The following is a 12,214-nucleotide window of genomic DNA, read 5'->3' on the forward strand; positions in this document are numbered from 1 at the left end:
CCAGGCCCAGTGGATCGACGCCGAGCTGACCCGCCTGCACCCGGTGGGCCGCATCGGGCGGGCCGACGAGGTGGCCGAGGCGGTCGCGTACCTGCGCGGCACCGTCGATCGGGTGGTGGTACGGATCAGCTGCGGGTGGACCAGCGCTGGTTCTGTTGCCCGTTGCAGGCCCAGAGGAGGAGCTTGGTGCCGTTGGCGGTCCCGGCGCCGCTGGCGTCGAGGCAGAGCCCGGACTGGACGCCGGTGATGGTGCCGTTGGAGTTGATGTTCCATTGTTGGTTGGTGCCGCTGTGGCAGTCCCAGATGATGGCCTGGGTGCCGTTGGTGGTGCCCTGGCCGCTGGCGTCGAGGCACTTGTTGCCCAGCACCTGCAGTTGTTTGCCGGCGGTGTGGGTCCAGCGTTGGGCGGTGTTGCCGACGCAGTCCCAGAGTTGGACCTGGGTGCCGTTGGTGGTGGTGCCGTTCGGCACGTCGACGCAGCGGTTGGACTGGGCACCGACGAGTTGGACGCCCTGTGGCGGGTTACCGCCACCGGCCGGCGCGTACGCGGCGGCGGCGATGTTGGCCTGTACCGCGTCCTCGGTCGCCGCGGTCGGGTAGCCGGAGGTCATCACGCCCTCGTAGAAGGTGCCGCGGGCGGTGTTGCTGTTGTCGCCGCCGATGCCGAGCAGGATGGCGCCTTCCTTCTTCATCGGGTGGTAGCCGTTGGGGCGGCGTCCGTCGAAGTAGGTCGTCAGGCCGCCGGCCTGGGCGTTTCCGCCCCGGATGGCCCAGTGGTTGGGCTCGCCCTTGACGATGGCCGTCACGAAGCGGTGGTTGATGGGCGCCATGGGGTTGTACCGCGCGTTCACCCCGGAGAACAGTCCCCACTCCATGTCCATCATGATCCAGGGGCCGTTGCCGTCCCCGTAGCCCCACACCTTGTTGTTGCCGAAGTAGATGGTCTCCATGATGCCGATGTCGTCGGCCATGGCGTTCGTCTGCGCGTTGCCGTAGTCGAAGCAGCACCCGTTGTTGTAGTGCGTGCCGTCGAGGACGGCGTAGATGCCCTCGGGCTGGTCGCCGGTCGCGACGCCGTTGGTGTTGTTGTTGCGGTAGCCGGTGCCGGGAGCGATGTAGACGCCGTACGCCTTCTGGCCGCCGACGGTGACCGGTGCCGCCTTCGCGTCGGCAAGGTTGTCCGACCCGCCAGGGCCGGGGCCCGGCACGCCGCCACCCATGGCCTGGGTGAGGCGGTTGTTGCGGCCGGACTGGTCGTAGAGGATGGTGATGACGCAGTTGGTGTTGGCGCAGAACGTGTCCTGCGTGGCGGCGTTGGCGTAGCCGCCCTCGCTGAGCACGCCGACGTCGCGGGTGGTGTTGTCCGACGAGCGGCGGACCTGGTAGAGCGGGCCGTTGTACGCGCCGTAGAGCGCGCGGGTGGTGCTGTGCGCGGCCACGCACGGGGTGCCCCCCGAGGCGTAGATGTCGCACGGTCCCGTGCCGGCGGCGCGGGCGACACCCGGCGCGTCCGAGACCACGTAGATGCTGGCGCCGACAGCGAGAACCAGCAGGGTTCCCGTCGCGGCGAGCAGACGACTCAGTCGTCTCTTCACATTCATCGGATCCTCTCGGCGGTGAGGTGGAGCGCGGTGGTGGCGGGTTGGGCCTGTGCTGCCGAACCGATCCGGTTCGATACGGTTGGTGGCGTTCGGCGGCGGCGGTTCGAGCCTCGCTAGCGGGCCAGACCGACGTCACACGTCATACCTGCTTACATTAATGCTCGTCCATTCGTCGCGCCACCGTCCGTTGTCCGTCCGCTGGTCGCGGAACGTGCTGACTCGGGGCCTGGGTTTCCGGACGGATATGCTCGTCGGGGAAAGATGGTGCGTGCCCGTGTCGGGGCAAGAATCGATTCGAGGGCGCGGCATGAACATCGGGGAGATCGCCCGCCGGGCGGGGGTGTCCCGCAGCACCGTCTCCTACGTCCTGAGCGGGAAACGGACCGTGTCGGAGGGGACTCGGCAGCGGATCCAGGCGGTCATCGACGAGCTGGACTACCGACCGAACGCCAGCGCCCGCGCGCTCAAGGAGGGACGCACCCGCACCCTCGGGCTGGTGATCCCCCCGGCCAGCCAGCGGTTGACCGACATGCAGTTGGGCTTCGACGCCAGCGTCGTCGAGGCGGCCGCCCGCCACGACCTCGACGTGCTGCTGTCCCCGTCCGGGGGCGACCACGACCGGTCGTTCGAACCGGCCGGCGTGACGCGCCGGTCTTCGAATTCAGCGGCCTCGTTTGTGACGCGGATCGGTGGCGTTCGACCTGATCACGTTCAGCGGATCGGCGGCTCGACAGGCTGCACCGAAGGCCGTGGGCGCCCTCGCTGTTCGACGGCCATTGGGTGTGGCTGACCGGTGAGGGCAGCCAGCGCGGTGGCGACGGCGTGCAGGTCGGCTTTGATGTAGGTGGTGGTGGCGGGTCCGCGGCGGTCGGTGTGCCCGGCGTAGGCGCGGGCCACCCCGTAGCCGAAGTGCCGTTCGACCCAGGTGAGGGTGGTGTGGCGCAGCCAATGGGTGGAGATGCCTTGGACGGCGACCCACGGCAACTGTCGGCCGATGCGTTTCCACATTAGGTCGTAGCGCCGGTAGGTGGCGGGTTGGCCGTTGCGGTAGCGAAGCAGCGCATCAGTGGGTGCGACCGCGCCCCGGGCTCGGGCGTGATCGTTCAGTCGGTCGGCGAGCATCGGGGTGATGGGCTGCCACCGTTGCGTGCCGCCCTTCTCGGACAGGCGGATCAGCGCGTGGTCGCTGTCCAGGTCGATCAGGCGCAGCGCGAGAGCCCCGCTGCGTCGGCAGGCCGTTTCGGTGTGCAGACGCAGGATCAGGGCGTCGAGCACGATGTCGTGGCCGCCGCTGCGGGCGGCGGCGTTGATGTCGGACAGTTCGTCAGGGGTGAGAGCACGGCGGGTGTTGGGCAGCCGGCGAGGTTTGCGGACCCGGTGGGCCGGGCTGTCCGCGATGGTGAGGTAGCCGTCGGCGATGGCGCGGTTGTAGAAGGCGCGGGCGGCGGCGATGAGGTGCTCGCCGGCGTGCCGGCCGTTTCGGGAGTTGCGGCGAGGGCGGGCGCCTGCGGCGGCCTGTCGCATGAGGGCTTCGATATCGCTGGCCCGCACCTCGTCGATGCGCCGATCGCCGAAGGCGGCGGCCATTCGTCGCCAGGAGCTGCCGTAGGTGCGTCGGGTGCCCGGGCTCGCCGCGGCGATGACAGCAGGAAGGTACTCGGCGACTGTCGGCACGGCAGGCCGGTTACTGTCGGTGAGGTCGGCCGCGGTGAGGCCGAGGTGCTCGAGCAGCGCTCGGGCGGTGGCAACACGATCGGGATCCATGGTCATGAGGGCTCTGCGAGGATGCGGGCGTGCAGGTCGGCCAGGACCGCCGTGATGGTGTGTAAGGGGTGCACGACAATGCGGTTCTGGCGGGGCAGGGCAGCCAGGAGGACGGGTTCGCCGGTGGCGATGCCGCATAGGTGTCGGGCGGCGGCGGGTAGGGGCAGCTCTTCGCGGGTGCCCACGACGTGCGCGCCTTCGGCGGCCGGGGTGATCAGGATTGCGCCAGTCACGACGTCGACATGCAGCGTGAGGCCCGGTGTCCAGCCCAACGCCCGCAGCAGCGCACGAGCGGTAACGCGGCCGGCGGCGTCAGGGCGGCCCACATCGAACAGCACGCCATCACTCGTGCGGGCGGCGGGCGCGGGCAATGTCGGCAGCGGCGCCGGCTCCGGCGATGCGACCGGCAGTGGGGTGGGCATGAGCGCCTCGACGAGCTGCTCGTCGGGCCGGCGAGGGCGCAGCCTGCCGGGGCTCACCTAGGCCCCCCGCCAGCACGAGGGCGAGGGTGTCAGCGCAGGTGGCGCCGGCTCCCTGGGGTCGGTGCGCACATATGAGTCGTCACGGCTCGCGTCCCCACGCGAGAGGAAGTTGATCTCGCGTGGATATCCACGAACTCTGGTGTCCGAGGGGGGATCGAACACATGTACGAACCATATGTGCACCATTCTGGGGTGCACATGCTCATAGGTTACGGTGCAACTCGCCTTGGCTGCAAAGGCACGGTAAAGCTCAGTGTCGTGACGCTCCGCAGGTAGTCCAGCGGGGTGCCGCTGCGGATATGACGCAGACTAAATACCAAGGCCCGGCGGGCACAGCCGTTCAACCTCTCGCCCCTACACGGCTGCGGCGCGCCGGTCACTTCGCCAGTTAACTAAGCTATCTTCGTGTCGCCAAGCGGGCGTCCTCGACGTTCCATGTCACCTGTTTCGCATCGTAGGGCAGCGCTAGTTGCGCACCACGACGACGGGGAGGCCAGCGACGACTCCGCGACGGACAACCCCTCGCCTCGGTGGGTAGACGCGAGTGCGAGTTCCGCCTCCCCCATCGGAACGCCGCCTGATCCGCTCACGCCGCGGACAAGTCGTGAACGGACAGGTACACACCATGTTTCCGAAACGCGGCCGGCGCCCATGCCAGCGCGTCGGCCCGGTGGATGGCCAGTTCGGCTGGGAACCACGCCCGGCGCAGCACACGTAAATCGACCCATGCAGGCGGGGCAAGATCTGCCTGGGCGAGTAGGTGCTCCGCGAGCGCCGCGAGCAGCACGTCCCAACGCGCGTCCCCAACTGGCCCAGGCTCATCCCTCAATAGACCCGCTCTGGTCTCGGCCGGTTCCCAGCGGTACTCCTCCATGAACTCCCACACCAGCTTCCAGCGGATTCGGTCGGTGTCCGCGGACGCCAGGTGGGTGGCCAACCTGGCCAGACTCATCGGTTCGTATTTGGTACCCACCGGGAGGTCCTCACCTTCGAACCAATAGCATCAGTGGTTATAGGCTATCGCGGGTGCCGCCGGCGAACACCCAACGGTCAGGCGGCGGCGCGAGTGCATGTTTCAGCCGGGGCCTCGCAAATCTTTGATCACCGCTGGTGTTCCAATACTGCGGCGGCTTATTCGACAGCGGTGTCTTCCACGCGGGTTTTCGCTGCTGCAGGACCGCTGTGCCAGACACCAGGTATCATCGCGCGGTCTTCGTAGCCGAATTCGATGACGTGGATGTGACTCCAATCCGTTCGCGGGGGCAGTGGCGGTAGAGAATTGTCTGCGATGATCATTTGGATTCGCTGGCTTGCGGCGTTGGTGACGTTTGCGATTCGATCGTAGATGCGCTGGCTAAGTTCGACGTCGGTAGGGCTTCGGCCTATGGCGTTTTGGGGCGAGTCGATGATGAGCAGCGACGGTACGGTGACGTTAGGGTCGTCGAGCGCGGTGGTTATCAGGGCGATGTTGTAGGCGACGTGGACGGCCGTGGCGACACCTCCGCCGGAAGCTTGGATCTCGTGGAAGGCGGCCCCGTCGATCCGAGGCAGATAGTCTTCGGTATCGATGTGGGCTTCTTGCACTCCGGGGACTCCGATGAGCTGGATTTCTCGCTGGAAGGCCGCGTCGAAGCGGGTGACTCGCGCTCTGGCTTCGGTCATGGCCTGCTTGCGTCGCTTGATGTCCGCCCGAACTGTCTTGCGTTGGTCCTCGTCGGTGCGTAGCCGTTGTTCGATGTCCTTGAACCGCTCCCAAGTGTTGGTCATGTCGTCCAGTCGGGCCAGGCGCGCCAGCATGGTGGCGTGCTGACCGCTGAGAGCCGCGGTCTGGGTGAGCAGCGGTGCGGTACGGCTTCGGGTGAGTTCATCGAGACGTTGTCGAACCGCGTGCAGATGCAGCCGTGCGGTGCTCGCCAATTCAGCGGCTCGGGTCGCGGCGTTCTCGTCTTCGTCGAGCAGTTGTCGGGTCTCAGCGATCTGGTTCTCGAAGCGGAGCCGGGTCTCGTCATCGACGGCGGAGGCTGCCACGGAGACGGGTTCCGGTTGGCGGCAAAGCCGGCACTGGTCATCGGCGAGAGTCTGGTGATCAAGATGTTGCAGGCAGCGGGGACAGACCTCGAACTCAAGCGCCCCGAGGATATGACCGGCAACGTGAGCTTGTTGAGCGCGAAGATAGTCCAGTTCCAGTTGCGCCAGCGCGGCGCGGCGTGCCGCGGCGGCTTCGGCTCGCCGGGCGGCGTCGGCCTGTAGCTGGCGTTCCTGGCTGGCGGTCTGGTCGAGTTCGGCGAACAGTACGTCGGTGGCGGGCCCAGGGCTTGACGATTGCGAGGCTAGGGCTTGCAGTCCCGCATTGATCTCATTGAGTCGGACTAGGATTCCGCGTCGATCTTCGTCGATTTTGTCCTCGGGTGGCGTCTCGGTCTGTCCGAGGAAGTTGCGTACCGCGGTCACCTCGGCTTTGTGTGCGGCGATGGCGCTGTTCAGCGTGCCTTCGCGGCGCTGCATGGCGGCGAGGTCAGCGTCGTTAAGTCCGAACATGAACTCGAACAGCGCTCGACGCGGTCGGTCGGTGTAGGTCTCCGTGTGCCCGGCGATGGACCGGTCGATGTCGACTGCTTCGACATACAGGTAGGCCATGAGGTTCTGGAAGGTGACCGCTACGGTGTCAGCGGTGGCGCCGCGCCGTCGGGTCGGGATTCGTTCGCGCGGGATTCCGAGTCGTTCCAGGAGCCGGTCTGAGATCGTCTCCTGGCCTTCGCGGCTTCGGACGGGCAGCTGCGCCTCGATGTCACGGGTGTACGGGTCGAGAATCTCAACGATGCCTGATGGATCGGGCACTCTTCGCGCGAGCATCAGGCGGGTGTCTTCGACCTGGAGATCGAGGACGATCCTGGTCACGTTGGCGCGCACTGCTGGGGTGAGTGCGGCGCGACCGCCGGTCGCGTGTTTGATCAACATGAGCAGGCTGGACTTGCCCGTGCCCACCGAGCCGATGAGGGCTGTCAGCGGACGATCGAGGTCGAACCTGCGGCTTGTTTGGGTGGTGACCACCTCGACGGCTCGGATGCGCAGGCGCCTGGTCATGCGGTTGCCTGGGCGGTGTCGGCTTCCAGGCGGCGGATCGCAGGTCGCAGGAGTGCGTCGAGCTGTGGGGCGGACATGTTGAGCCGTCGGTGCAGGAACTCGGCGCGAAGGTGGGTGGGGTTCCACTGTGCTGTGTTGGACAGCTGCTTGGCCACCTCTCGGCCGGCGGGGGTGGTGATGACCTCGAGAATGCGTCCGGGCACAACGTTGACAAGTTGCTTGCCGATGAGGGAGCCGATGATGAGGGTGTAGCGGTCGGTCCATAACCCGTAGCGTGTCGCGGCGAAGTTGATGTCCGTTGCCCGGCGCTCGGCCGGCAGCGGTTTCGCTGAGCTTGGCCACTGCGCTTCGTCGGTCAGGTTGATGTATTGCAGGACGGGCGGGAAGCGCAGCAGGTAATCGAGTCGGGATATGCGGGCGAGGCTTCGCAGGCCGCGGCTGCGGCCGGAGAAGGCGGCGATGAGGAGGAGCACCCGGGCTTGGTGGAAGGCTGCCTCGGCGGCGATGGCCCGGGCTGCTGCCTGCTGCCGTGCGGCTAACAGACGAGTGCGTGCCCCGCGGTCAGTCATGCACCTGCTCCTGCTGAGTGTCGCTGCTGGTTGGCGGGAGGAAGTCGAAGATGCACTGGTCGCTCAGTTCGAACGACACGCCCAGGGCGTGCTGATCGTTGATGCGCAGCGGGGGCCGCTGGCGGAAGGACGACACACGGACGGTGTCGCGCAGTTGGCGGAAGAACGTCCGCCCGTATGGGGTGGTGCCTGCCGCGAGAGCGGCGTCTTGGGCGTCGAGAACCAGTTCCAGCACTTCGGCTTCGATCTGCGCGAGGACTCCCGCATCTCCCGGCAGGTCGGGTAGGCGCGATCGATGAGTGCTGTACCAGGCGGACCGGAGTCGTTCGGCGAGATGGACGGCGCTGGCACTGAGCTGCCCGTCTGCCATTTTGCGGCGTAGTTGGGATCCGCCGGGCGCCGGGAGCGGGGCGTCCTGGGGTGGGAACAAGGGCACATCGCCGCCGTAGATGATGGCTGTGTCCAGTGCCTTGGCATCGAGCAATCGTGCTGCGAGCCGTTCATCGCGTTCCATGCCGTTGGGCCACACCGCCATACCGACCACTTGGCGGGCGAGGTCCAGACGGCGTTTGCCGAATGTCCGGACGATTTTCTCAACGATCGCCATGACCGCGTCGTGGACATGCTGGCCGTCGTGTGTGTCCCAGCCTTTCGCGCGACACAGCGGCAGAGCCACCTCGATGATGGTGCTTGCGGCTATGTCGTCGCGGTGTGACACCGGCACGAAGGTCAGCATCGGTATGAATCGCGCTACCAGCTGTACGAGCGGATCGGTGTCGAGCAGGTGTTCGGGACGCGCGGGCGGTTGACCTGTTGGCATGGCGGACGTTCGTCTGCGCTGCGACACCATGAGAAATTGTCGGGCGAGCTTCTTCGACCAGGCTAGAAGTAGGGCAGCGTCTGGCTGCGTGGCTTCGCATATGCCTGCCAGTTCCGCGGATTGACCTGGTCCGTTAGTCAGGCCGGCATTGGTCAGGTGTAGGGCACGGATGGGGCGCCCAGACGCAGCCACCGCGACCCATCGGTCGAACAGGTGCGTGAGACCGCCGTCGTCGCAGAGGTCAGCGACGGACCACGTCCCGCGATTGCGGCCCCGATGCTTGACTGATGCGAGGTCAACCTGGCCGTCGGCGAAGAGCACCATGAAGTCTTCATGGTGCTCGCAGACCACTGCGATCGGGCCGTCGGGCTCAAACAGGCCATAGCTCCAGCGGGCGATGACTTCGCACTGGAAGCGGAAGTTGGCTTGTGCTTCTGCGCCGTCGTCTTCTGGGGCGTCCGGCAGCTCCAGGACAAGGGGCAGGGCCTCCTGTCGCTCGCTCAACATAGCCACCTCCAAGACGACGCAGCGCAGCGTAGTCTTTCGACTTCGCAGCGCTGTGTTCTTCGTACCGGAAGCTGGGCATGGCGTAAAGACCTAGATCGGGCCGTTCGCATCAGCAGACGGGTGCTTGTTGCGACCTTGTGAGCCAAAGGGGTTCAGCCAGTCATGGCACAGCTCGCAGGCGCCCTAGGAAGTTAGGTACCTGGCGGGCCTTCTGAACGCCTGCGGGGCCGGGGTCAGGTGCGATGGTTGGCTGGCCCTCCCTTGCGGCCGACCATATCCTTCGGGCAGCGGACCTCGCCGCGCGCCGTCCGTCCTGGCGCCGCTTCACCCAGCACCGCTCCTGACAATCAGCCGCTACCTACGCACGTCTATGTTCTGGCACAGTGATTCGGGTGAGCGCGGCAGAGTTGATCAGTCGGCTTCTTCAAGCCAAGGCGCATCTTGATCGAGCTCGGGAGCTGATTCGAACTGCCGGCTCTGAGCTTCACCAAGCGCGGGCGTTGATCCAAGCGGCGCTGCAGGGCGCCGCCGATCACAGCACTGCCGCGATGGTGGACCGCAGCTCACAGCAGCTCGATGGAGCGGGCATAACGGTCGGTCAGTCAGCGGGCAAGGTCGAGGAGATCCTCACGCGGATGCGTGGGCTGGGCGGTCTGGGAAACTGACTGCGGGTGGCGGCGGGAACCGCCGGCCACCCGCGCATGCTGACCCGCCGCAGGCCGTCCTTCGGGCGGCCGCGAGTCTGGCGCGTCGCGGCGAACCGCAGGACAAGACCGAGGCGTTTCTCCTCGCCGACGGGGCGATCATGGGCGATCCTGACTTCTCGGCGGAGCCTGATGGTCGGTTGCGCAGCCGGCAGATCAGGGTGGGCAGGCTTCCCGCCGCGGGGGTGGGACTCAAGCCGCCTCTGGCTCAGGCCATCGTGATGGACCACGCCGAGGCGCAGGCCGCAGCCGTGCTGCGCCGTCCCGGCAGCCCAGCAGAGGCCACGCTCGTGCTCAATCACACCCCCTGCGACGATCCGATCAGACCTTTGGTCTGCGAAAAGATCCTCGCCACGATCCTGCCGCACGGAACACGCCTGACGGTGTTCCTCACCGACGGCGACCGCACGTGGCTCCATAAGCTGTACGTCGGAACAGGAGAAGGGATCCGGCGATGAGCATCGAGATCACCTGGGGACGCGGCGACGGCGCCGCGTCGGTCAGCACCGTCGCCGAACTCGACGCCGCACTGGACACGATCAGTCACGCCTACACCGAGCAGCTGCCCTACTGCGTCACCCTCGTCGCTCCCGGCGGAGGCGAGTTTCCCGTCATGCTCGACATCTGCATCGGGCACCTCCAACGGTCGTTCGTTTATCACATCGCCGCCGACGGCAGCAGCGCTTGGGGGTACCAGCAAGACCTCGAACCGGGGCCCGCGTTCACCTTCGACTACGCCGGCACGCCCACCGACGCGTGGCCCGAACGCACCCGCGTCACCAACGCGACCGCCCGGCAAGCGGCACGACAGTTCCTTACCAGCGGCGGGCAACGACCCTCCGCGCTGGCCTGGGAAACCGCCGACTAGCTCCGAGAGTTGACGGCTTACAAGGCAGATGCCGCGACCAGGGTAGGGCGTCGCTTGCGGGGCCGCGCCGCGTGTGGTGCTCTCCGGAGCCGCCTCACTCGGAGCGCCACACGCGGCTACCGGTTCCTTAGTCGGTCGTAGGTGAGACGGCGCAGTTCGTCTGCGACCACTGGTCGGCGTGATCCGCCAGACGGGCCAGCGGATGGGGCTGGCCGGTCGTGGCCGACAGCGCGTTGGCCAGGTCGTGGAGGCCGGCTTTGATGTGGGTGGTGGAGGAGGATCGTGGGCTGTTGGTGTGGCCGGCGTAGGCACGATGACGGGACAACCGCGTGACTACCCGATCTCTTGGCGGCGTTGCACACGATGGTCCTTGTCTACACTCCTCCGTCCGGGAAGCCGAGCTTGCCGGCGATGTGGGCGAGGGAGACGGCGATGGCCTCGGGGTCGTTGCCCTCGACGGTCATACCCTTGCCCTCGCGTACTTGCCGGTCCTCCAGCTCCGCAACGATGCCGTAGATCTGCTGGAAGACCAGCTCGTATCGACCAAGGTGCGGTTCAAGGTCGGTGTATCGCAGTCCGGTCAGGAAGAACCGGTGCACCACGGCGTTACGGTGCTCGTAGAGCTCGACGACCTCTGCCTTCAGCGTCGCGTCGATGAGGCCACGCCGCAGGGCTTCGTCGTAGATCGCCTTCTCGGTGAACCGTGCCCCACCGGGCACCTGCTGCACGTACTTGTCGAGATCGTCCGGGTCACCGGCGAGCTGCTTGTCGAGGATGATCGCGGTTCGCAGGAGCCCGTCGATCAGCGAGACGTAGAGGACCATGCCTTCGATCAGGCTGCCACTCTGGTGGGCCCGATTGAGCAGTTGCCGTGCGGCGGCGAACGAGGCGATGAAATCGGCCATGCCGGGCTTCGGCTGCGTACTCATCCGGGCAGCCTACGGCTGGGGCAGTGCGGGACGGCCAGTGGCAGCTGCCGCGACCGGTGACGGAAGTTACAGCCTCGTCCCTGCTCTTCCTGATTTAGGCCAACGCCGCCGGCGCTTCGCCAGTATCGAGCTGCTCTTCCAGTGACAGGATCGTGATCGCCAGTTCGCGGCAAGCATCCCGAATCGAACGAACGTCGAACCGATACGGGCCAACGGCGATGACGACGTCATGGTCATCGACCGCCACCGCGAACGAGTACGTTGGCGCATCCTGCCCTTCACGAACGGCACGCTGCTGAAGCCGACCACGGCCTGTCGCATAGTCGTCGAAGTGTTCCAGCACGTCCCGCGCGTCAACAACGTTGGGCAACTGCTGCCGAAACTCAGTGACGGCTTGCCGCCTCGCGGCTTCCTGCGCGGTGCCCCGCGCAGTGTTAGCACCCCAGTCGGCGGCGCGTACAAGGTTGCGCATGCTGAGCATGAGTAGGAGCGCATCTGCCGAGCGGTCGATTCGCGTCTGCTCGCCAGCAAGAAGCCGGTTGCTGGTGGTCATCGCCGCCATCGACCAGGCGAGTAGACCCGAGATTGATGACTCCAACGGATCCATCGTATCCACGGGGGTTGGACAGTACCGCAAGCTTCGATGGCGAAACCCTGAGGCGTCTAGCTACGAGAACCTGTCTCACCTGCGGACGGTGACAGCAGCACTCCGAGTCAGCAGGCGTACCGTCGGACATCTTCCGGCCTGGGCAAACACGGTCGAGATGTAACAGGGCGGCGGCGCGAAAGGGTCACCTGATGGCCAGTGCAGACGAGGCGTCGGACTCGCGTCGAGACAGCGGTGGGTTTTTTGCGCTGGGTGGAGCTCACCGACGACGACATTGAC

The 12,214-nt window shown here is 66.5% G+C and carries 13 protein-coding genes; 4 read left to right on the plus strand and 9 right to left on the minus strand.

Annotated features, from left to right (window positions below; translation table 11 throughout):
- Nucleotides 1-125 precede the first annotated feature (125 nt).
- Nucleotides 126-1,601: an arabinofuranosidase catalytic domain-containing protein gene (locus AB0C20_RS20160; RefSeq protein WP_357568501.1), complete on the minus strand. Its 1,476-nt coding sequence runs from the start codon at nt 1,599-1,601 to the stop codon at nt 126-128.
- Nucleotides 1,602-1,908: 307 nt separating this feature from the next.
- On the opposite strand from AB0C20_RS20160, the gene AB0C20_RS20165 reads away from it, so the two are divergent.
- On the plus strand, nt 1,909-2,391 hold the full coding sequence (locus tag AB0C20_RS20165; protein ID WP_357568502.1) for a LacI family DNA-binding transcriptional regulator: 483 nt from the start codon (nt 1,909-1,911) through the stop codon (nt 2,389-2,391).
- On the opposite strand, the gene AB0C20_RS20170 is transcribed toward AB0C20_RS20165, so the two are convergent.
- From AB0C20_RS20170 to AB0C20_RS20195, 6 genes are all read right to left on the minus strand, one after another.
- Nucleotides 2,313-3,371, minus strand: a complete 1,059-nt coding sequence (locus AB0C20_RS20170; protein WP_357568503.1) for a site-specific integrase — start codon at nt 3,369-3,371, stop codon at nt 2,313-2,315. The two genes, AB0C20_RS20165 and AB0C20_RS20170, sit on opposite strands and share 79 nt — an antisense overlap.
- Nucleotides 3,368-3,844, minus strand: a complete 477-nt coding sequence (locus tag AB0C20_RS20175) for a hypothetical protein (RefSeq protein WP_357568504.1) — start codon at nt 3,842-3,844, stop codon at nt 3,368-3,370. Before AB0C20_RS20175 ends, AB0C20_RS20170 begins: the two co-directional genes overlap by 4 nt.
- A 589-nt stretch (nt 3,845-4,433) precedes the next feature.
- Nucleotides 4,434-4,820 (minus strand): hypothetical protein, encoded by a 387-nt coding sequence (locus AB0C20_RS20180; RefSeq protein WP_357568505.1) that lies wholly within the window; start codon nt 4,818-4,820, stop codon nt 4,434-4,436.
- 158 nt (nt 4,821-4,978) lie between these two features.
- Complete coding sequence (locus AB0C20_RS20185; protein ID WP_357568506.1) at nt 4,979-6,931, minus strand: hypothetical protein; 1,953 nt, start codon at nt 6,929-6,931, stop codon at nt 4,979-4,981.
- Complete coding sequence (locus AB0C20_RS20190; protein ID WP_357568507.1) at nt 6,928-7,500, minus strand: hypothetical protein; 573 nt, start codon at nt 7,498-7,500, stop codon at nt 6,928-6,930. The genes AB0C20_RS20185 and AB0C20_RS20190 overlap by 4 nt, the downstream gene beginning before the upstream one ends.
- The gene (locus AB0C20_RS20195) at nt 7,493-8,824 is read right to left on the minus strand and encodes a hypothetical protein (protein WP_357568508.1); all 1,332 of its coding nucleotides are present in this window, start codon (nt 8,822-8,824) and stop codon (nt 7,493-7,495) included. The genes AB0C20_RS20190 and AB0C20_RS20195 overlap by 8 nt, the downstream gene beginning before the upstream one ends.
- Before the next feature lie 395 nt (nt 8,825-9,219).
- Here AB0C20_RS20195 and AB0C20_RS20200 point away from each other — a divergent pair, with 395 nt between their 5' ends.
- The 3 genes from AB0C20_RS20200 to AB0C20_RS20210 all read left to right on the plus strand — a co-directional run bounded on the left by AB0C20_RS20200 (nt 9,220) and on the right by AB0C20_RS20210 (nt 10,399).
- Nucleotides 9,220-9,492 carry a DUF6244 family protein gene (locus tag AB0C20_RS20200; protein ID WP_357568509.1) on the plus strand — a complete coding sequence of 91 codons (273 nt, stop codon included), beginning with the start codon at nt 9,220-9,222 and terminating at the stop codon, nt 9,490-9,492.
- A gap of 140 nt (nt 9,493-9,632) precedes the next feature.
- The gene (locus AB0C20_RS20205; RefSeq protein ID WP_357568510.1) at nt 9,633-9,989 is read left to right on the plus strand and encodes a DddA-like double-stranded DNA deaminase toxin; all 357 of its coding nucleotides are present in this window, start codon (nt 9,633-9,635) and stop codon (nt 9,987-9,989) included.
- On the plus strand, nt 9,986-10,399 hold the full coding sequence (locus AB0C20_RS20210; RefSeq protein WP_357568511.1) for an Imm1 family immunity protein: 414 nt from the start codon (nt 9,986-9,988) through the stop codon (nt 10,397-10,399). Before AB0C20_RS20205 ends, AB0C20_RS20210 begins: the two co-directional genes overlap by 4 nt.
- A 374-nt stretch (nt 10,400-10,773) precedes the next feature.
- Here the strand turns inward: AB0C20_RS20210 and AB0C20_RS20215 are convergent, their stop codons facing one another.
- Both AB0C20_RS20215 and AB0C20_RS20220 read right to left on the minus strand, forming a co-directional pair.
- Complete coding sequence (locus AB0C20_RS20215; protein ID WP_357568512.1) at nt 10,774-11,328, minus strand: hypothetical protein; 555 nt, start codon at nt 11,326-11,328, stop codon at nt 10,774-10,776.
- Nucleotides 11,329-11,422: 94 nt separating this feature from the next.
- Nucleotides 11,423-11,935, minus strand: a complete 513-nt coding sequence (locus AB0C20_RS20220) for a hypothetical protein (RefSeq protein WP_357568513.1) — start codon at nt 11,933-11,935, stop codon at nt 11,423-11,425.
- Nucleotides 11,936-12,214 lie beyond the last annotated feature (279 nt).

The sequence above is a fragment of the Micromonospora sp. NPDC048843 genome, assembly GCF_040649965.1.
GTDB lineage: Bacteria > Actinomycetota > Actinomycetes > Mycobacteriales > Micromonosporaceae > Micromonospora > Micromonospora hortensis.

Coding starts and splice junctions, on each gene's coding strand:
- AB0C20_RS20220 (WP_357568513.1), bottom strand. CDS start 11,935: ATGGATCCGTTGGAGTCATCAATCTCGGGTCTACTCGCCTGGTCGATG.
- AB0C20_RS20185 (WP_357568506.1), bottom strand. CDS start 6,931: ATGACCAGGCGCCTGCGCATCCGAGCCGTCGAGGTGGTCACCACCCAA.
- AB0C20_RS20205 (WP_357568510.1), top strand. CDS start 9,633: ATGGGCGATCCTGACTTCTCGGCGGAGCCTGATGGTCGGTTGCGCAGC.
- AB0C20_RS20170 (WP_357568503.1), bottom strand. CDS start 3,371: ATGACCATGGATCCCGATCGTGTTGCCACCGCCCGAGCGCTGCTCGAG.
- AB0C20_RS20215 (WP_357568512.1), bottom strand. CDS start 11,328: ATGAGTACGCAGCCGAAGCCCGGCATGGCCGATTTCATCGCCTCGTTC.
- AB0C20_RS20190 (WP_357568507.1), bottom strand. CDS start 7,500: ATGACTGACCGCGGGGCACGCACTCGTCTGTTAGCCGCACGGCAGCAG.
- AB0C20_RS20160 (WP_357568501.1), bottom strand. CDS start 1,601: ATGAATGTGAAGAGACGACTGAGTCGTCTGCTCGCCGCGACGGGAACC.
- AB0C20_RS20210 (WP_357568511.1), top strand. CDS start 9,986: ATGAGCATCGAGATCACCTGGGGACGCGGCGACGGCGCCGCGTCGGTC.
- AB0C20_RS20165 (WP_357568502.1), top strand. CDS start 1,909: ATGAACATCGGGGAGATCGCCCGCCGGGCGGGGGTGTCCCGCAGCACC.